The following is a 19,113-nucleotide window of genomic DNA, read 5'->3' on the forward strand; positions in this document are numbered from 1 at the left end:
AGCGCGGCCACGTCGTCCGGATGCCCGGCGGCGTCGGCGGGGAGCACCCCGGCGGGAACTTCCTGCGTCTGGCCAAGGCGGCCCTGCGCCTGCTGGATCATCGGCGTTTCGATCGCGCCGGGATGAACCGAATTGCAGCGGATCTTGTAGCCTTTTACCTGGCACATGATCGCGACCGACTTGGTCATCGAACGCACCGCGCCCTTGGCGGCGGAATAGGCGAAGAAGATCGGATAGCCCATCAGCGCGCCCACCGATGACATGTTGATGATCGATCCGCCGTCATTCTTGTTCATCAGGGGAATCGCGTATTTCATGCCAAGGAACACGCCGTCGGTCATGATCGCGTTGATCCAGCGGAACTGTTCGAGCGTGGTCTCCTCGACATCGGCGCTGAGCACCACGCCGGCATTGTTCACCAGAATGTCGAGCCGGCCGAACTGCGCTTCGATGGCGGCAATCACGGCGATCCACTGCTCTTCGCTTGCCACGTCGAGCGCCATTGCCGCCGCGCCGTGGCCGATGCGCGTTGCCACTTCCTGCGCGGCTTCCAGCTTGAGATCGGTGACCACCACGGTCGCGCCTTCGCGCGCCAGAGCGGCGCTATCAGCGGCTCCGAGGCCCGATGCGCCGCCCGTTACCAATGCCACTTTGCCTTGTACCCGGCCCATGATGCTCTCCTGATGTGTTTATCGTTGTAGGGCGCGATCTAAGCCGCCCCGTCGTCGTCCGCGAAGTATTCCGGCATGCCTGCGGGCCAGACCACGCCCCATTGCGCTTGTCCGCCATCGATCACGATGAGATCGCCATTGATGAAGCGCGCGGCAGGGGAGGCGAGATAGGCGATGGCTTCGGCGACATCCCAGGCATTGCCGCGCATGCGCATCGGGTTTGCCTTGTGAAAGCGGGCGAGCGCTTCTTCGGGGTACATGCGGAAACCCTCGGTCTCGATCACGCCGGGGCCGATGCAATTGACGCGGATGTTCAGCGCGGCCCATTCGGTGGCCATGGTTTTCGACAGATAGATCACCCCGGCGCGCGCCGCGCAAGTATGCGCCGCCTGCGGCATCCCGCGTTCGACATTGGCGACGATGTTGATCACATTGCCGGGCTTGCCATCGGCGCGCCAGCGCTTGGCCGCTTCCTGCATCATCCACCAAGTGCCGTTCAGGTTGGTGTCGATCACAGCCAGCCAGCCTTTGCGCGAAAAATCGATCGCATCCTGCGGGAATTGCCCGCCCGCGTTGTTGACCAGGGTGTCGAGCCCGCCGAAATGATCGTGGACTTGCCCGATCATCGTCTCCACCGCATCGGGATCGCGGATATTGGCCGCGACGCACAGGATTTCCCGGTCGCAGGCCGCGCGGATCAGGCTGGCGGTGCTCTCCAGCTTGGCCGGATCGCGCCCGCAGATCGCAACGTTCGCGCCGAGCCGCGCGGCGAGGTAGGCCGCCGCCTTGCCCATGCCGCTGCCCGCGCCGGAGATCAGCACCGTCTGCCCGGCGAGCATGTCGTCGCGGTAGATCGTGATTTGCGCGCGCAGCGCATCGTCATCCAGCCCGCGCGCCGGGCGGCCCGGATCGCCGGGCTCCGGGCGAAAAATCTTCGGCTCGCTGATTTTCGGCACGCTCAACAGGGCATTCCTCATGGGGCAAACGATGAGAAGGTAAGCGAAGAAGCGCTGGCCCCTCCGCAATGCCGGATAGGCTAGCGGCAACTTATAAAAAAGACAAACAGGTTTGATTTATCCAAGCGGCGCGATGCGCGGCGTTTCGGCCAAAAGTGGTGATGGCCGCTGCGGCATCAGCGCGCGAATCTGCACTTCGAGATGGCGCAGCATCGGCTCGACGCTAGCTTGTTCCAGCCCGCCGGTGTGCAGGCTGATCGCCATGCCCTCCAGAATGGTTTGCGACAAGCTCATCGCGAGATGGAAATGCGCCGGCTGTTCGAGCCATTCGGGAAAGAGCTGCTCGGCCTGGGCATTGAACTTGGCGCGAAATTCATCCTGAAGCGGCCCCAGAATGCGCGCCAGCTCGGCATCGGTGCGCGCGGCTACGGCGAGCTCGTGAAAGGCGATGAACGCGGGCTTTTGCAGCTGCTTCCAGTAAGTCTCGACCAGATCGGTCACTTCGCGATTAGGGTTTTCGGCGGCGCGGCGAAACGCGCGCAGGCGCTTTTCATGCAGTTCGACAATGGTCGCCTGCAGCAGCGCCATACCATTTTCGAAATGGTGCATCATCGCCCCGCGCGAAAGGCCGGCTTCTTCGGCGACGCGCGGGGTGGTGGTGTTGGCATAGCCGAATTTCACAAGACAGCGGATCGTTGCATCGAGCAGACGTCCGCGCGTTTGCGCCGCTTTGGTCGCCTGAAGGGTGATGCTTTTTTCCGGAGGCCGCGCAGGTCGTATCTGCCGCGCCGCCCGCGTGCGGGAGAGTGCCATCGTCTAATGTCTGTTCCATCGCGCCGCACATCGCTGCGGACCGCGCAGCTCTGCCTTAGCCTGACCCGAGCGCGGGGTGCAACACGGCGGAGGCTTTTTCGTCAGCCGGGCCCTACGATCACGCGCCACGCCCCAAAAAAAGACATGATTGATTGTCTTTTTGGGTGCCCGGTGTAGTCTCGCAAGTGACAAATCAAAGCCGGGCCGCAGCGCACCGGCCTTTTGGCCCGGCACGGGCCGCGATCACGGGCAGAGGGATGATGGACAACACGCAAGAGACCCCGGCAGCAGCGCCGATCTGGACGATGGGCGCGATGATTCGCGCTTCGGCGCAGCGGTTTGGCGATGCCGATGCGATTGTCTTTCCCGAGCGGCGGCTGACTTATCGCGCGCTGGAGCAAGGGGCGCGCCGCTGGGCCAAGGCGCTCATCGCGATGGGGGTGCAGCCGGGCCAGCATGTCGGCATCCTGCTGCCGACATGCCCGGAATTCATCGAGGTGTTTTTCGGCGCGGCGATGGTGGGCGCGGTCGCAGTGCCAGTGAACGCGCGTTATCAGGCGAATGAACTGCGCTATCTGGTGAAGGACGCCGATCTGGCCGTGCTGGTCACGACCGGGCGGATGACCGATACGCTGGATTTTGGCGAGCGGCTGGCGGCGGCGCTTCCCTCGCTGGCGCAGGCGCGCGATCCCGCGTCGCTGCGCCTCGATGAAGCGCCGATGCTGCGCGCGGTGATCAGCCTCGATAACCAGTGCCCCGCCTATCTTCTGAGCGTGCAGGCCGCGCTGGCGCTGGGCACCGCCGCCGCCGACACCGAGGTTGACCGCTGCATCGATGCGGTTGACCCGGGTGACACCGCCATGATCCTCTACACCTCAGGCACCACGTCGCAGCCCAAAGGCGCCATGATTTCCCACCGGGCGCAAGTGGGCAACAGCCGCAATCTGGGTCTGCGCTATGAATGCAGCGGCGCGGATAAAGTATGGTCGCCGCTGCCGATCTTTCACATCGCCGGCATCCTGCCGATGATGATGATCCTCGATCTGGGGGGCGTTTACATGACGATTCCGCATTTCGATGCGGGGCTTGCGCTCCAGATGCTGGGCCGTGAAGGGGCGACGATCGCTTATCCCAGCTTTGTCACGATCATGCAGGAATTGATCACCCACGCGCAGTTTGCAAAGACCGACCTGTCGCGGCTTCGGGTGATGAACTCCAACTTTGCGGTGCAGCCGCAGTGGATCAAGGAAGCGGTGGCAGCCGCGATGCCGCATACGATCCAGGTGGGCACCTACGGCCTGACCGAGGCTGCGGGCACGGTCTCCACCAGCCGTCTGTCAGACAGCTATCAGGTGCGCACCGAGCGCTGCGGCACCCCGCTCGACGAGTGGGAGGTGCGGATCGTAAGCGCAGAGACCGGCGAGGATTGCGGCGCGGCCGAGCGGGGCGAGATCGTGCTGCGCGGGCCGAACATGCTCAAAGGCTATTACAACGCGCCCGAAAAGACCGCCGAGGCGATCAAGGACGGCTGGTTCTACACCGGCGACATCGGCTCGATCGACGCTGACGGGAATGTGATGTTCCACGGGCGGACCAAGGACATGCTCAAAGTGGGCGGCGAAAACGTCGCGGCCGCCGAGATCGAGGCGATGCTGCAAAGCCATCCGGCGGTGAGCCTTGCCCAAGTGGTCGGCCTGCCCGATGCGCGCTACGCCGAAGTGCCCGCTGCGTTTGTCGAACTGGCGGAGGGCGCGAGCGTGAGCGAAAGCGAACTGATCGCGCATTGCACGGGGCAGCTCGCCAGCTTCAAGATTCCGCGCCATGTCCGGGTCGTGACCGAATGGCCAATGTCGACGTCGAAGATCCAGAAGTTCCGCCTGCGCGAGCGGTTGATCGAGGAACTTGGGCTTTGAGGTGATGTGCGTCCCGGCGCAGGCCGGGAACTCAGGCGGTTTTATCGCGACACTGCGTTTGTCTTGACTGAGGCCCGGCCTTCGCTGGGGCGCGGGGACTCGCTCAAACCGTCTCGGCGTTTCCGAAAATGACTGTCGCCTGCGCTGAAAGTGTGCCGCCATTGCCATGCGCCAATGCAAGGCGCGCGCCGCCGATCTGGTTCGCCGCTTGGCCCCGCATCTGGCGGATGGCTTCGGTCATGGCGAACATGCCGTACATGCCCGGATGGCAGCAAGAGAGGCCGCCGCCATTGGTGTTGACCGGCAAGGCGCCGCCCGGGCCGATCCGCCCGCCCGAAACGAACGCGCCGCCTTCGCCCTTGGCGCAGAAGCCCAGGTCTTCGAGGAACAGGATCGTGTTGATCGTGAAGGCGTCGTAAAGCTGGACCACGTCGATATCCGCCGGGGTCGCCCCCGCCATGGCGAGCGCGCGTGCGCCAGATTCGGCGGCGGCCGTGATCGTGATGTCCTCGGCCTGCGTCACTGAATTGTACCATGTCGCCGCCGCCGCGCCGAGCACGGGCACGAGCGGCTGCGGCCCGTCTTTGGCGCGGTCGGTGCGGGTCAGTACCATGGCCGCCGCGCCGTCGGTGACGAGGCAGCAATCCTTGACCGAGATCGGCGTGCTGATGAGACGCGCCTTGAGGCAATCCTCGATGGTCAGCGGCCCTTTGGCGAAGGCCTCGGGATTGGTATTGGCCCAGCCGCGCGCGGCCACAGCCACTTCGGCCAGATGCTCACGCGTGGTGCCATATTGGTGCATGTGCCGCGCGGCGACGAGCGCGTAGTAGCTGAGCGGATACATTGGCGCATAGGGCGTATCCCACCGGTCCGGGCGGGCGGGGGTGGAAAGCTTGCCGCCGCTCGAGCGCTGGTTCGATCCGTAAGCGATCACCGCGCAATCGAGGTAGCCTGCCTCCAGCATCATTACCGCAGTGACCAGATGGCTCATGAACGAGGCACCGCCCGCGCGGTTGTTGTCGGTGAAGCGCGGGTGGATGCCGAGATACTGCGCGAGCGAGAGCCCGGCGAACAGATCATCGGGCAGGCAGATGAACACGCCGTCCACTTGATCCAGCGGGATGGCGGCATCGGCCAGCGCGAGGCGCGTCGCATTGGCTGCAAGCTCGATATTCGAATAGCCCGGCCATTCGCCGACGCCATAAGTCGCAAGGCCGGCGACTGACACTTTGCCGCGCGGAAAACGGTCGCCCATCAGGCTGCCTCCACCAGATCAAACACCACCAATGGCCCATCGGCCCCGTCCGCAATCCGCACGCGCACTGGCATGCCGATGCGCAAGGTCGCCTCGTCCGCGCCCTCGACCCGCCCCATCATCCGCGCGCCTTCGGCCAGTTCGACGATGACGACGTTCGAGGCCGGTTCGGGCGGGCGGCGCTGAATCCAGGTGAGCGAATAGATCGTGCCGAGCCCCGAGGCTTCGAAACATTCGAGCGGCTCGCCGCTGAGCGGGGCCATTTCGCGCGGCGGGAAAATCGCCTTCGCTTGCGGAGAGGCGCGCTGCAGCAGCAGTCGGCCCTGCGCCAGCGCTTCATCCCAAAGGGCGGATGCACCTGTCATCGAATCACGGCTCCTGTTGCGGCCATTGCGGCAATCTCGCTCTCGCTGAACCCGGCTTCGCTGAGAACGCGCTCGCTGTCTGCGCCCAGCGCTGGCCCCGGATCGCCGATGGCGCCGGGGGTCTGGTAGAATTTCGTGGGGATGCCGGGGAAGCGCAAGTCGCCCGCATCGGTGCGGCGCTCTTCCCAGAAACCGGTCTGCTCCAGATGCGCATCGTGGAGCAGATCTTCGAGCGAGGCGATGGGCGTCGCCGGGATTTCCGCACGGCGAAACAGGTCCATCCATTCCGCGCTCGTGCGGCTTTCCAGCTCCGCGGCCACGCGCGCCAGGACCGTGCCGATATTTTCCGAGCGGCTGCGCATCGTGACGAACATCGGATCGGCGGACCATTCCGGGTTGCCGAGTTCGCGGAAGAATGCCTGCCAGTGCTTGTCGTTGTAGATCATCACGCCGATGTAGCCATCGGCCGTGCGATAGGGGCGGCGCGCGGGCGAGGTGGCGCGCGGATAGACCGGCGGCCCCTGCGGCGGATCGAACAGCGACCCGCACAGATGCTCGACTGCCGCGAACGAGACCATCGTCTCGAACATCGGCACTTCCACTTCCTGCCCTTGTCCCGTGCGCTCACGCGCGAAGAGCGCCGCGATCACGGCATAGGCCCCGGTGAGGCCCGAAACCTTGTCGGCAATGACATTGGCAGAGTACGTCGGCACGCCGTCTGAAAGCCGCGCCTGCAGATCGACAATGCCCGAGGCCGCCTGCACGATGTCGTCATAGGCCGGATAATCGCGGTATGGCCCGTCGCGCCCGAAGCCATAGAGGTTGGCATAGACGATGCGCGGATTGGCCTTGGCCAGCGCCGCATAGTCCAGCCCCAGCCGGGCAATCGCCTGCGCGCGCATCGAATGAATGAACACGTCGGCATCCTGCGCCAGCCGCAGCACCGCATCGCGCGCCGCAGGCTGTTTGAGATCGAGCGCAAGGCTGCGCTTGCCGCGATTGACATTGAGGAACATCGCGCCGCGCGAAGGATCGGGGCCGGGCGGGATGAACCGCGTGGTGTCGCCCGCAGGCCCTTCGATCTTGATCACATCGGCGCCCAGATCGGCAAAAATCTGCGTGGCATAAGGGCCCATCAGCACGCTGGTGAGATCGAGCACTTTGACCCCGGCCAAAGGCCCTTTACCGCAACCCGCCATTCATGCGCCTCTCTTATCGCAGCATTTGCGCGCCTTGAGCCAAAGCCCTAGCGCAACGCGTGCCCTAAAAAAAGGCATGCAGGAATGTTTTTTCCTTTGCCTTGATTCTGCCCTATGGCCTAGATTAACCGCAGCGTAGCATGGCTCTTACAGGCCTGTAGTGCAATCTGCGAAGTTGCTGCTGCGCTGCTGATTTTATTGCATAAGTTTTTGAGAGGACGCTAAAGATGGACTTGGGTCTGCAAGGCAAGAAGGCCATCATCGTTGGCGGCGCGCGCGGCATCGGATTTGCGGTTGCGGAAATTCTGGCGCGCGAAGGGTGCGATGTCGCGCTGAGCGCGCGCGGCGAGGATTCGGTGAAGGACGCGGTGGCCGCGCTTTCGCGCTACGGCACCAAAGTGATCGGCAAGGCGGTCAACGCCAAAAAGCCCGAAGATTACAAAGCGTGGCTGGCCTGGGCGATCGAGGAGCTTGACGGGGTCGACGTCATGATCCCGCTGACCTCAGCCGGCAGCGGCATCGGCAGCGAGAAATACTGGTACAATGCGTTCGAGACCGATGTGATGGGCCCGGTTCGCGCGGTCGAGGCGGTGATGCCGCGCATGACCGAGCAGAAATCAGGCGCCATCGTGCTGATCGCCACGACTTCGGCGATGGAGGCGATGGGCGGCCCGCAGGCCTACAATGCGATGAAGGCCTCGCTGATCACGTATGGCAAGCAGCTTGCGCTGGCGCATGGCAAGGACGGCATCCGCGTCAACATCGTCTCGCCCGGCCCGATCGAGTTTGAAGGCGGCAACTGGGACATGATCAAGGGCACGATGGAGAAGTTCTATACCTCGCAATTGCGCCAGCAACCCAGCGGCCGCCTCGGGCGTCCTGAGGAAGTGGCGAAAGCCATCGTGTTTCTGGCCAGCGAGGCCGCCAGCTGGTGCAACGGCTCGCATCTGGTGGTCGATGGCGGCTTCACCAACCGGACGCATTTCTGATGTGGGATACCGCGCGCATGGATGTGAAGCGGGTGGTGGACGTGATCCGCGTCGATCCCGCGACATGCGGCAATGGCACGCCCGCCGAGCGCGCGCCCGATCCGGACCTTGGCACCGCGCTGATCCCGGCAGAGCGTTATTACGCGCCCGAATTCATGAAGCTGGAGTGGGAGCGGGTCTGGACCAAGGTCTGGCTGCTGGGCGGCCGGTCTGACGACATCACCGCGCCGGGTGATTATATCTGCACCGAAATCGGCAAGGAAAGCGTGCTGATCGTGCGCCAGCATGATGGTTCGGTGCGCTGCTTTCCCAATGTCTGCCTGCACCGGGGCAACCGCCTGCGGCCCGAAGGGCTGGGCAATGCCGAGCAGTTTCGCTGCATGTATCATCACTGGACTTATGGGCTGGACGGCACGCTGGACCGCATCCCGGACCTCTGCACGTTTGCGCAAGGCGGCCCGCCGAAGATGGCGCTGCCCAGCTTTCCGTGCACCGAATGGAACGGATTTGTCTGGTACTCGCTCAATCCGGATGTGGAGCCGTTCGACGATTACATTTCCCCGCTCAAGCAGCATCTTGAGCCTTATCACCCCGAACGCATGGCGTGGAAACGCGATGTCACGGTGGAGTGGGACTGCAACTGGAAGGCCTCGGTCGATGCCTTCAACGAAAGCTATCACGTTCAGGGCATCCACCCGCAATTGCTGTGGTATCTCGATGATACCAATATCCAGATCGACTGTTACGAGCGGCACAACCGCTATCTAATCCCGTTTGCTTCAATCTCTCCGCGCGTCGCCATGCCAAGCCAGATCCCGCCCGGCATTGCCGAAATCATGACGCATGCGGGCATGGATATTGCCGATTATGAGGGCCGGATCGGCGATATCCGCCGCGATGTGCAAGTGTTCAAGCGCCAGCATGGCCAGGCGCAGGGCAAGGATTATTCCGAGCTCAACGACGACCAGCTGACCGACGATTATCACTACATGATATTCCCCAATGTCTCGCTCAATATGCACGCCGATGACATCATGATGTTTCGCCAGCGCCCGCACGCGACCGATCCGAACAAGATGCTCTACGACGTGTGGGTGTTCGAACTGGTGCCCGAAGGTGCGGAATGGCCAAAGCGCGTGCGTCACCAGCGCTTCCGCCATGGCGACAAATCGATCGGTCTGGTGCTCGATCAGGACGCCTACAACCTGCCCACGGTGCAGCTGGGCATGCGCTCAGACAGCTTCCCCGGGCTGTGGATCGGCGAACAGGAACTGCGCATCCGCCATTTCCACAAGGTGCTCGATGACTACATCAATGCGCCGGATGCCTCCCTGTGACCGCCTCGCGCCTGCTCCATGTCGAAGGCAGCCCGCGCGGAGCGCGTTCGCGCACCGGCATGGTTGCGCGGCGGCTGATCGCGGGCCTGCCCAGCCATGATTTCGAGCTGCTGGATTTGCACAAGGCGGCGCTTCCCCGGTTCGAGGGCGAAACCATCGAGGGCCGCTATGCCCTGATCGCCGGAGAACAGGTCGATCCCTCGGTGAAGGCGGATTGGGATGCCATCGCGGCGGCCACTGCGCATTTCCTGTCGTTCGACGGCTGGCTGTTCACCGTGCCGATGTGGAATTTCGGCATCCCTTGGCGGCTGAAGCAATATATTGATGTGCTCACCCATCCCGGCCTCACGTTCACGGTGGAAGACGGCGCGGTCAAAGGGCTGGCCGAGGGCAAGCAGGCGATCATCATCGCGGGCGGCGCGCTCGATATCCGCGCAGGGGGGCCGGCCGAAGCGCTCGATTTTCAGGTTGCCTACATGAAGGCGTGGCTGGGCTTCATCGGCGTCAGCGATGTGCACGTGGTCCATGTGCGGCCCACTTACGGCACCCCGGCCGAGGTCGAGGCGGCGATGCAGGCGGCCTATGCAGATGCCGATACGCTGGCGGCCGACCTGCGGGTATAGACCAGGTTGATGCTGCGGAAGGTCACGCATTCGGTGCCATCCTCCAGCATCACCGCATAATCGGTCACCGCCGTGCCGCGATCCTTGCCCGAGCGCGAGGGTTCGAGCGCGATGATCTCGCTCGTCACATGGATCACATCGCCGGCGCGCACCGCGCGTTTCAGCCGCAGGTTGTCCCAGCCCACGCCGCAGACGAAGTCGATGTCGCCGTTGATCGCATGATCCATCTGCCGCCACATCGCCAGCACATGGACGCCGCTTGCCACCACTTGCCCGAACACCGATGCGCGCGCGGCCTCCGGGTCGGTGTGAAACCATTGCGGATCATAAGCGCGCGCGAACGCCACGATCTCCTCCTCGGTAACAGTGCGCGAGGCAGAGCGGCGCGTCTCGCCGACAATCAGGTCTTCGAATGCCCGGGGCGGCCGCTCACGCATGCTCGACAAACGGCGCCAGCACCGGCGTCACGCGGAGCTCTGCGGGCACCTTGTTGTCGCCGATCCGCCGGTCGAGCTCCTCATGCCAATGATAGATGCGCCGCTCCTGATAATTGAGCGAGACACCCCGGAACCCCGGCCCTTCGAGCGATTCCTGAATCTGCGGCGCAAACTGCAGGTCCTCATAGAGAATGCGCTCCCAGTTCTTGATCCGCATCTCCCACAGTGGATGGGGATTGGCCGGATCATGCTCGGGCGCAAGCCAGCTGGAGACCACGCGGGTGCGGTTTGGCCCCATCGGCCAGAATTGCAGGATCGGAATGCCGGTGGGCGCGGGCGGCATCACGAAGTTGGGAAAAATGTGATAGCTCACGTTGTTGTTGGCGGTGAACGCGGAGACCGTGGGGATTTCAGGCATGCCCACGGTGCCCGGATCGATCCACCCCTCGCGCCGGTTGGGCGTGGCCATGCGGCTGTGCCCGTGCGGCCAGAGCGTGACGATCATCGCGCGGTGATCGAGGAAGCGGTCGACCGTCTTTTCGTGGATCGATTTCAGGTGATAGACCTCAAGAAACGCATCGAGCAGCACTTTGACATTGCAATCGGTCTCGTAGCTGCGGCTGTCGACCAGCCGCAGCGTTTCCAGCTGCAATTCCTCCAGCTGGCCCGCCATCGGCCCGATATGCTCGATCAATGGCTGCGCCTCTGGATCGCCATTCAAAAAGATCATCGAGCCGAGCAGCTCGCAGCGCACCGCGATCAGCGAGTGACACGCCATGTCGAACTCGGGAAAATCGCGCCGGTCGCGCACTGCGGTGAGCTTGCCGTCGAGCGTGTAGCTCCAGCCGTGATAGCCGCAGACAAACCCGCGCGCCTCGCCCGCATCCTCTTTCACCAAAGGCCCGCCACGATGCTGGCAGGTGTTGTAAAACGCCTTGATCTCGCCCGAAAGCGTGCGCGTCACGATCACCGGCGAGCCGGTGTTGCGATTGAGGAACCACGATCCGGGCGTGGGCAACTGGTCGACATGCCCGGCATAGAGCCAGGATTTGCGCCACATTTCCGCATCCTCAAGCGCCAGAAACGCCGGATCGACATAGCGCGCGCCCGGGATCGGGGGGAACTTGGGAAAGCCCTCGGGCGGCGCGGTGCGCTCGCGCTCCCAGTCCATCTTTGCAAGCAAGTCCATGCGCGCAAGATCGAGGTCTGCCGCCTGATCGGTCACCATCTCGTGCATTGGCCCATTCTCCGCAGGCTTGGTGCAAGCTTGGCTATGCCGTGCCTGCCCAACAAAAAAACATACATGTTTGCTTGTAAGGTTTAGTTGTTTGGGCGCGCGTTGGATAGGGGGAATCGTATGGGCGCGGGGCGTTGGTGGGCGCGGGGTTGAGCGCCGAAGGCAGCCGGCCTCCCGCTACGCTTCAAGCCTCGCCGCCATTTTGGGCCGAAGGATATTGCGTACATAGTGAAAGCCGGTCAAATCGGCCAAACCCAGCAGATATTGCACCTCCATATTGAGGTAGCGCATGTTCTGCATGATCTCTTTGAAAAATCGCGCCTGATCTTTGATAATTCTCATGTCCAGGTGGTAAAGCGGCAGGTTGTTCGGATCGATCGGATTGCTGTCGTTCGCCAATTCGTTCGTGTCGATGAAGCAGAGCTTATCGGGAGCAGCATCGACCCAATTGGCATGAGCATAGCGGCTGCGCAGAGCGAGGCAGACCCGCATGTGCGCCAGGGTCGTCTCATACATCTGCTTGACCTTGGGGTTTATGCGATGGCGGATCAGGCCATCGGCCATGTCGATCCGCAGCGCTTCATCGCGCGAGCGATAGAGTGTTTTTACTGCGATATCAATATCCTGCATCACATGGCTGACCAGCAGACACAGGTCCCATTCCAGATCGCCATACTCGATGACCATTCTGCCGATCATCTCGCCCTCTTGCTTGAAGCGGTCGAATGGCACGGGCATGTAAAGCTTTACTGTCACTTACCCTGTCCCTGCCGTTCGCTAAATCCGGGGCGCCAAATCTGGGGGACGACGTACGTGAGCCCCTTCATTTCCGGACTCCTTTTCAATCTTCATGCATCATTCCATTCTGATAAATACGTCAATTCTCGCTATTGGCCGACTAATATTTGCGACACCGCGCCATCCTGAAAAAACAATAAGCGGCTGATCGGGCGGGCGGCAAGGGTTCTTGGGTCTGCGCGAGCCCTCGCCATCACACGCCGCCACCTGAAGGATCGTCACCCTGAACTTGTTTTTCAGGGTCCATCCATCGCCGCGCACCGAGGCTTGCAATCGCGGCCACGACGGGGCCATGTTACCAAAGCGCCAATCCTCTCTGCCGAACAGTCCGCCTTTCCTACACCGCGCAAACCTGCCAAAAAAGCCCAGCACCTGCTCTCGCAAGCGGCGCGCGCTCTTTGATCCCGTCAACATCCTGCCAAACCGTTTGGCGTGCGGGGTCTTGCGTGTGCGCGGGCTTTCGCCTCCACGCGCCTCCACCTCATATATCGTCACCCTGAACTTGTTTCAGGGTCCATCCATCGGCATGCACGGAGGCTTGCTTTTGAAGGCCGTTCGCGTCGATGTAGCCGTGAACCCGTGAGCACCGTCCTTGCGGCTTGATGGACCCTGAAACAAGTTCAGGGTGACGGAAAATGCCGCGGTTCGGTTATTTGCGATTGCCTTACCTCCACTAGACGGTCTCGATCGCTGCGATTCTCCGCAATGTGTCACCTTGTCACTAACTGCATCTAACCATCTAACTTTACATGTTTTTCTCGCCAAACAAAAAGTTGACACCGTGTCAACTCTGTCAACTTATTGGCGAGGCTCCACCGCCATCCTCCTGCCCCTTCGTGTAAATCCCCCGCGCTGTTGCCGCTGGCCAAAGGCTGGTAGACCGCGCCCCATGACCCAGACCTTCACCCCATCGCGCGCGGCTGGCCTTGCCGCGCTGGAAGCGTTCTTGCCGCAAGCCGGGCGGCGCTACGCCGAGCAGCGCAATTTCGATCATGGGCCGGGCGCGCGCACCAATATCTCGCTGCTTTCGCCTTACATCCGCTACCGCCTGATCACCGAGCACGAGGTCATCGCCAAAGTGCTGGCGCGGCACCGCTTCGCCGATGCGGAAAAGTTCGTGCAGGAGGTCTGCTGGCGGACCTACTGGAAGGGCTGGCTGGAAATGCGGCCCTCGGTCTGGGCGCGCTATCAGGTCGAGGCGGAGGACATGGCGCGCAGCGCCGATTATGCGGCCGCCTGCGCCGGGCAGACCGGCATCGCATGTTTCGATGCCTGGGCGGCGGAGCTGGTGGAAACCGGCTATCTCCACAACCATGCGCGGATGTGGTTTGCCAGCTTGTGGATCTTCACGCTGGGCCTGCCGTGGCAATTGGGGGCCGATTTCTTCCACCACCACCTGCTCGATGGAGATCCGGCCTCGAACACGCTCTCCTGGCGTTGGGTCGCGGGGCTGCAAACTGCGGGCAAGACTTATCTCGCGGCCGCCGACAACATCGCCAAGTATACCGGCGGGCGGTTCAATCCTGCGCCGTTTGCGCACAGCGCGGGGCCTTTGCCCGAAGCGCCCGTCGCGCCGATGCCGATTGCCGCCAACGCGCCTCTGCCGGATGGCGCGGTCGGCTTGCTGCTGACCGAGGAAGACCTCAATCCCGAAAGCCTGAAACTGGGCGAGGCGGATATCGTGGCGGTCGCCGCCGCCGCCCTGCCGCCCAGCCGTGCGCCCGCTGTGAATGCCTTCGCCAAGGCCGCGCTGGCCGAAGGGCTGACGCGCAGCGCCGCAAAGTTCCGCGCGCCGGGCGAAATGCTGGGCATGCTGGGTGCCGAGAGCCTGATCGCTTGGGCCGCAGAGCATGAGCTTGAGGCGATCATCACCCCCTATGCCCCGATCGGCCCGGTCCGGGACCGGCTCGACGCGATGGCCCCCACCTTGGCAGCCGCCGGCATCGCGCTTGTGCCCGTCCGCCGCGCATGGGACACCGCCGCATGGCCCCATGCGGGCAAAGGCTTCTTCGCATTCAAGGACAAGATTCCGGGCCTGATCAGCGGATGACGGTGCAGCTGGTCTGGTTCAAGCGCGATCTGCGGCTGGCGGATCATGCGGCGCTGAGCGAGGCAGCGCGGCATGGGCCGGTGCTGCCGCTGGTGATCGTGGAGCCCGACTACTGGCGCTTGCCCGATACCTCGACACGGCAATGGCAATTCTGGCGCGGCTGCATCGCGGGGCTGGCGGACGAGATTGCGGCGTTGGGCGGCCAACTGGTGATCCGCACCGGCGCGGTGGCCGATGTGCTTGAGGACTTGCGCGGCGCGCTGGGCACGTTCGATCTGTGGTCGCATGAGGAGACCGGCAATGGCTGGACTTTCGCGCGCGATCTGGAGATCAAGGCATGGACCGGGGTCTATGCCATCCCGTGGCGCGAGCGCGCGCAGTTCGGCGTGCTGCGGGGGCGCGCGCAAAACCGCGACCGCTGGGCCGCGCGCTGGGACAAGCTGATGCAGCAGCCGGTGCTGCCGGTGCCCGATGTGGTCTGGGCAGAAGCCCTGGCATCCGATCCGTTGCCAACGGGCGAGCAGCTTGGCCTCGCGCGCGATGGCCTGATCCACCTGCAGCCGCCGGGCCGCGCAGCGGGGCTGGCCTTGCTCGATGGCTTTCTGCACGCGCGCGGCGAGCACTATACCCGCGCGATGTCCTCGCCCATCTCTGCCGAGGAGGCCTGCTCGCGGCTGTCGCCCTATCTGGCATACGGCGTGCTTTCGATGCGCGAGACCTATCAGGCGGCGGAGCGGCGCGCGGCGCAAGTGCTGGTCGAGCGCCCCCCGGGCCACAGCGTGTGGGCGCGCTCGCTCCGCTCGTTCACCGCGCGGCTGCACTGGCACTGCCATTTCATCCAAAAGTTGGAGAGCGAACCGGCGATCGAGTGGGAGCCGTTTGCGCGGATTTACCTCGGCATGCGGCCAAGGCCTGCCGATGCCGCCGATCTCGCGGCGTGGAGCGAGGGGCGCACCGGCTATCCGTTCATCGACGCGGCGATGCGCTATTTGAATGCGCATGGCTGGATCAACTTCCGCATGCGGGCCATGCTGATGTCGTTTGCCAGCTATGACCTGTGGCTGCCGTGGCAAGAGGCGGGCGAGGTGCTGGCGCGCAAGTTCGTCGATTATGAACCCGGCATCCACTGGCCCCAATGCCAGATGCAATCGGGCGAGACGGGCATCAACACGGTGCGCATCTATTCGCCGATCAAACAGGGGCATGATCAGGACCCCAGCGGCGATTTCATCCGCGCGTGGGTGCCCGAACTGGCGGGGATCGCGGGCGCACTGGTGCATGAGCCGTGGCGGCTCGATAGCGAGACACGCGCCGCGCTGTGCCCCGCCTATCCGCCGCCGCGCGTGGATCACAAGGCTGCAACGAAGCACGCGAAGGAGCAGATATTCGCTCGCCGTGCGACCGCAGAAGCCCGCGCCGAGGCGCGCGGCGTCTATGTCAAGCATGGCTCGCGCGCCGGCCCGATCGCGCGGCGCGGGGCCAAGGCGCGGGCGCTGGTGAAGAAGCAGGCCAAGCCCGCGCCAGCCTCGCCGCAGCTCTCGCTCGATTTCTGACATGGCCAAGATGCGTAAGAAGTCCGATCTGCCCAGCAAGATCTGCCTCGCCTGCCAGCGCCCGTTCATCTGGCGCAAGAAGTGGGAGCGCGATTGGGAGGGGGTGAAGTATTGCTCCGACAAGTGCCGGGGCATCGGCAGCGCGGGCGCGCGCTAAATGCTCGCGAGAAAGCGTGCGCTATCCTCGGCAATCGCGGTTTTGCGATCATCTGCCAGCTTGTCATAGGTGCGATACATCTGCGCCATGCGCGGATTGCCGCGCAGCCGCGCATCGTGGCGCACCAGAAAGTCCCAGTACAAGTAATTGAACGGGCAGGCTTTTGGTCCATTCTTGGCCTTCACGTCGAACGCGCAGCCTTTGCAATAATCCGACATTCGGTCGATATAAGCGCCGCTGGCGGCATAGGGTTTGGAGGCGAGCAGGCCGCCATCGGCAAACTGGCTCATTCCCATGGTATTGGGCAGCTCTACCCATTCATAGGCATCGGCATAGACCGCCAGATACCATTCGTGAACCGCATGCGGATCAATCCCGGCAAGCAGCGCGAAATTGCCCGTGACCATCAGCCGCTGGATGTGGTGTGCATAAGCTTCCTCGCGGGTTTGCTTTATGCAGGCGCGCACGCAGGCCATTTGCGTCTCGCCGGTCCAGTAAAAATCAGGCAGCGGGCGGTGCGCCTCCAGCGCATTGTTCGCGCCGTAGCTGGGCATCTCTCGCCAATAGATGCCGCGCACATATTCGCGCCAGCCGATGATCTGGCGGATGAAGCCTTCCGCCGCATTGATCCCGGCACGCCCGGCGCGGTACTCCGCCTCGACCGCGCGGCAGACTTCCAGCGGATCGAGCAACCCGCAGTTGATATAGAGGCCGATCACCGCATGGTTGAGGAACTTTTCCGACCGCAGCATCGCATCCTGAAAATCGCCGAAGCCGGGCAACGCGTGCGCGAGGAAATGCTCCAGCGCAGCGCGCGCCTCGGCGCGGGTTGCGGCGAACCAGAAAGGTTCCAGATCGCCGAAATGGTTGCCGAAACGCGCCGCGACGAGCGCCAGGACATCGCGGGTGATCGCATCGGGGGCAAAGCGCGGCACGGGCGGGAAATGCTGCTCGCCCTTGGCGGGTTTGCGGTTGTCGTGGTCGAAATTCCACTGCCCGCCCTCGGGCGACCCGCCGTTCATCAACAGTCCGGTCTTGCGGCGCATGTCGCGGTAGAAGTATTCCATGCGCAGGGCCTTGCGCCCGTGCGCCCACGCGGCGAATTCCTCGGCGCTGCAAACGAAGCGGTCATCGGGCAGGATCGTGGGCGGCTCGGGCCAGCCCTGCATCTCTTCCAGTACGCGCCATTCGCCCGGCGCGGTGACGGTGATCGCGGTCGCGCCATGCCGCGCGCAGGCGCGCGCCACTTCGCCGCGAAACGAGCCGCTGTTGCCCGGATCATCGAGGCGGACATAGTCAACGCTCCAGCCCGCCTGCTGCAGTTCCTCGGCAAAATGGCGCATCGCGCTGAACAGAAACGCGATTTTCTTCTGGTGATGGCGCACATACGTGGCCTCTTCGGCCACTTCGCACAGCAGGATCACCGAGGCGGCTTTGTCGGCTCCGCGCAGCGAGGACATCGTCGGCGAAAGCTGGTCGCCCAGTATGAGGATGAGATGGCGCGCGGTCATGCAGGCGCTATCGCAGAGCAGCCGCCATGGCGACAGCGCCCGATCAGGCAAATCCGTCCTTCAACGGATGGGTTCTGGTTCCGCTGAGCCGTTGTGTGTGAGCATGCCCTTCGGGGTTCCAAAGGGGGGCACACACATGATCTTGCCGGTAAGCGCCACAGTAGCAGCGATATGCGCGCTCATGCTGCTCATCACCGCGATCGATACCGTGCGTCACCGCATGCGGCTGGGCGCGGCCTTCGGCGACAAGGGCGATGCCTTGCTGGTCAGCGCCAGCCGTGCGCATGCCAATCTGGCCGAGCATGCCCCCATCGTGATCCTGATGCTGGCGTTTCTGGAACTGGCGCAGGCATCGCACACCGGGCTGGTCGCCATCGGCGCGCTGTTCGTGGTGGGCCGCGCCGCGCATATCGTCGGGCTCTATGCGCCGGTCGATACCAAACCGCCGCTGCCGCGCTCGATCGGGGTGATCTCTACCTGGCTCATCATGCTGGTGCTGAGCGGGTGGAGCTTGTGGATGGTGACGGCAGGCGCGCGCTAGACCTCACTTGGTCTCCAACGCCGATTCATAAAACTGCGCGCCTTGGCCGCCTGCGGCGCGGATGCCGCGAAATTCCCAGTCGCCGCCCATCGCGGTCGAGATCACTTCTTCGCTCTGCGTTGGCTGCGCGCCGCAATCGTCGCGGACCGGCGCGGGGCCGGTGACGATGCGATTGGTCAGCTTGCCCAGCCCTTCGACCTCGACCTCGACGACATCGCCGGGCTGCACCGGGCGGCTGTTCGCGGGCGTGCCCGAAAGCAGCACATCGCCCGGCTCCAAGGTGATCGTGCGCGCGATATCGGCGACGAGGTAGTGCATGTCCCACTTCATCTCCGCCGTATTGCCATCCTGCCTCACCACGCCGTTCACACTGGTGCGAATCCACTTGTTGCGGAAATCCCATCCGGTCACGAGGCCGGGGCCGATGGGGCAGAGCGTGTCCGATCCCTTCACCCGCAGCATCGAGCCTGAATCGGTATCGCGGAAATCGTGCAGGCCGTAATCGTTCGAAACCGCATAGCCTGCGATGTAATCGCCAGCTTCGCCGGGCGAAATATTGCGGCAGGTCTTGCCGATCACAATGGCGATTTCGCCCTCGTAATTGAGGTACTTGCACCGCTCGGGCCGCACCACATCGCCTTTGTGCGTGTTGAGCGCGGAGACGGGCTTGTGGAAATAGGTGGGGGCGGGGGGCAGCTTGGTGATGAA

19 protein-coding genes are annotated in these 19,113 nt (G+C 63.6%); 8 read left to right on the forward strand and 11 right to left on the reverse strand.

What is annotated here, in order from left to right; all coding sequences use genetic code 11:
- The 3 genes from Q0O40_RS09785 to Q0O40_RS09795 all read right to left on the reverse strand — a co-directional run.
- Nucleotides 1-671, reverse strand: a 671-nt coding sequence (locus Q0O40_RS09785; protein ID WP_295529136.1) for an SDR family NAD(P)-dependent oxidoreductase, incomplete at its 3' end; no start/stop codon positions are given.
- A 38-nt stretch (nt 672-709) separates the two neighbouring features.
- Entirely contained in the window at nt 710-1,627 is a 918-nt protein-coding gene (locus tag Q0O40_RS09790; RefSeq protein WP_295529172.1) for an SDR family oxidoreductase, read from the reverse strand.
- A gap of 117 nt (nt 1,628-1,744) precedes the next feature.
- Complete coding sequence (locus tag Q0O40_RS09795; protein WP_295529138.1) at nt 1,745-2,440, reverse strand: TetR/AcrR family transcriptional regulator; 696 nt, start codon at nt 2,438-2,440, stop codon at nt 1,745-1,747.
- A 257-nt stretch (nt 2,441-2,697) separates the two neighbouring features.
- On the opposite strand from Q0O40_RS09795, the gene Q0O40_RS09800 reads away from it, so the two are divergent.
- Nucleotides 2,698-4,353 (forward strand): class I adenylate-forming enzyme family protein, encoded by a 1,656-nt coding sequence (locus Q0O40_RS09800; protein ID WP_295529140.1) that lies wholly within the window; start codon nt 2,698-2,700, stop codon nt 4,351-4,353.
- 103 nt (nt 4,354-4,456) lie between these two features.
- On the opposite strand, the gene Q0O40_RS09805 is transcribed toward Q0O40_RS09800, so the two are convergent.
- The 3 genes from Q0O40_RS09805 to Q0O40_RS09815 are packed head-to-tail and all read right to left on the reverse strand — an operon-like array spanning nt 4,457 to nt 7,172.
- Nucleotides 4,457-5,608 carry an acetyl-CoA acetyltransferase gene (locus Q0O40_RS09805; RefSeq protein ID WP_295529142.1) on the reverse strand — a complete coding sequence of 384 codons (1,152 nt, stop codon included), beginning with the start codon at nt 5,606-5,608 and terminating at the stop codon, nt 4,457-4,459.
- The gene (locus Q0O40_RS09810) at nt 5,608-5,973 is read right to left on the reverse strand and encodes an OB-fold domain-containing protein (RefSeq protein ID WP_295529144.1); all 366 of its coding nucleotides are present in this window, start codon (nt 5,971-5,973) and stop codon (nt 5,608-5,610) included. Before Q0O40_RS09810 ends, Q0O40_RS09805 begins: the two co-directional genes overlap by 1 nt.
- Nucleotides 5,970-7,172, reverse strand: a complete 1,203-nt coding sequence (locus Q0O40_RS09815; protein ID WP_295529146.1) for a CoA transferase — start codon at nt 7,170-7,172, stop codon at nt 5,970-5,972. The genes Q0O40_RS09810 and Q0O40_RS09815 overlap by 4 nt, the downstream gene beginning before the upstream one ends.
- 227 nt (nt 7,173-7,399) lie before the next feature.
- Between Q0O40_RS09815 and Q0O40_RS09820 the strand changes: the two genes are divergently transcribed.
- Genes Q0O40_RS09820 through Q0O40_RS09830 form a run of 3 tightly spaced genes read left to right on the forward strand, consistent with a single transcriptional unit; the run spans nt 7,400 to nt 10,121 of the window.
- Nucleotides 7,400-8,161: an SDR family NAD(P)-dependent oxidoreductase gene (locus Q0O40_RS09820; protein WP_295529148.1), complete on the forward strand. Its 762-nt coding sequence runs from the start codon at nt 7,400-7,402 to the stop codon at nt 8,159-8,161.
- A gap of 17 nt (nt 8,162-8,178) precedes the next feature.
- The gene (locus Q0O40_RS09825; RefSeq protein ID WP_295529150.1) at nt 8,179-9,498 is read left to right on the forward strand and encodes an aromatic ring-hydroxylating dioxygenase subunit alpha; all 1,320 of its coding nucleotides are present in this window, start codon (nt 8,179-8,181) and stop codon (nt 9,496-9,498) included.
- Nucleotides 9,495-10,121: an NAD(P)H-dependent oxidoreductase gene (locus tag Q0O40_RS09830; protein ID WP_295529152.1), complete on the forward strand. Its 627-nt coding sequence runs from the start codon at nt 9,495-9,497 to the stop codon at nt 10,119-10,121. Before Q0O40_RS09825 ends, Q0O40_RS09830 begins: the two co-directional genes overlap by 4 nt.
- On the opposite strand, the gene Q0O40_RS09835 is transcribed toward Q0O40_RS09830, so the two are convergent.
- The 3 genes from Q0O40_RS09835 to Q0O40_RS09845 all read right to left on the reverse strand — a co-directional run bounded on the left by Q0O40_RS09835 (nt 10,079) and on the right by Q0O40_RS09845 (nt 12,551).
- Nucleotides 10,079-10,558, reverse strand: a complete 480-nt coding sequence (locus tag Q0O40_RS09835) for a MaoC/PaaZ C-terminal domain-containing protein (RefSeq protein WP_295529154.1) — start codon at nt 10,556-10,558, stop codon at nt 10,079-10,081. The two genes, Q0O40_RS09830 and Q0O40_RS09835, sit on opposite strands and share 43 nt — an antisense overlap.
- Nucleotides 10,551-11,795 carry an aromatic ring-hydroxylating dioxygenase subunit alpha gene (locus Q0O40_RS09840; protein ID WP_295529156.1) on the reverse strand — a complete coding sequence of 415 codons (1,245 nt, stop codon included), beginning with the start codon at nt 11,793-11,795 and terminating at the stop codon, nt 10,551-10,553. Before Q0O40_RS09840 ends, Q0O40_RS09835 begins: the two co-directional genes overlap by 8 nt.
- A 177-nt stretch (nt 11,796-11,972) precedes the next feature.
- Nucleotides 11,973-12,551: a hypothetical protein gene (locus tag Q0O40_RS09845; RefSeq protein WP_295529158.1), complete on the reverse strand. Its 579-nt coding sequence runs from the start codon at nt 12,549-12,551 to the stop codon at nt 11,973-11,975.
- Between the two features lie 931 nt (nt 12,552-13,482).
- Here Q0O40_RS09845 and Q0O40_RS09850 point away from each other — a divergent pair.
- The 3 genes from Q0O40_RS09850 to Q0O40_RS09860 are packed head-to-tail and all read left to right on the forward strand — an operon-like array spanning nt 13,483 to nt 16,353.
- Complete coding sequence (locus Q0O40_RS09850) at nt 13,483-14,643, forward strand: FAD-binding domain-containing protein (RefSeq protein WP_295529160.1); 1,161 nt, start codon at nt 13,483-13,485, stop codon at nt 14,641-14,643.
- Nucleotides 14,640-16,196, forward strand: a complete 1,557-nt coding sequence (locus tag Q0O40_RS09855; protein ID WP_295529162.1) for an FAD-binding domain-containing protein — start codon at nt 14,640-14,642, stop codon at nt 16,194-16,196. The genes Q0O40_RS09850 and Q0O40_RS09855 overlap by 4 nt, the downstream gene beginning before the upstream one ends.
- Before the next feature lies 1 nt (nt 16,197).
- Nucleotides 16,198-16,353 carry a DUF2256 domain-containing protein gene (locus Q0O40_RS09860; RefSeq protein ID WP_295529164.1) on the forward strand — a complete coding sequence of 52 codons (156 nt, stop codon included), beginning with the start codon at nt 16,198-16,200 and terminating at the stop codon, nt 16,351-16,353.
- Here the strand turns inward: Q0O40_RS09860 and Q0O40_RS09865 are convergent.
- Nucleotides 16,350-17,864 (reverse strand): cryptochrome/photolyase family protein, encoded by a 1,515-nt coding sequence (locus tag Q0O40_RS09865; protein ID WP_295529166.1) that lies wholly within the window; start codon nt 17,862-17,864, stop codon nt 16,350-16,352. The genes Q0O40_RS09860 and Q0O40_RS09865 overlap by 4 nt on opposite strands.
- 136 nt (nt 17,865-18,000) lie before the next feature.
- Between Q0O40_RS09865 and Q0O40_RS09870 the strand changes: the two genes are divergently transcribed.
- Entirely contained in the window at nt 18,001-18,405 is a 405-nt protein-coding gene (locus Q0O40_RS09870; protein ID WP_295529168.1) for an MAPEG family protein, read from the forward strand.
- Between the two features lie 3 nt (nt 18,406-18,408).
- On the opposite strand, the gene Q0O40_RS09875 is transcribed toward Q0O40_RS09870, so the two are convergent.
- A partial coding sequence (locus tag Q0O40_RS09875; protein ID WP_295529170.1) for a fumarylacetoacetate hydrolase family protein occupies nt 18,409-19,113 on the reverse strand: 705 nt, incomplete at its 5' end.

The sequence above is a fragment of the Novosphingobium sp. Chol11 genome (genome assembly GCF_945870625.1).
In the GTDB taxonomy this organism is placed as follows: domain Bacteria; phylum Pseudomonadota; class Alphaproteobacteria; order Sphingomonadales; family Sphingomonadaceae; genus Novosphingobium.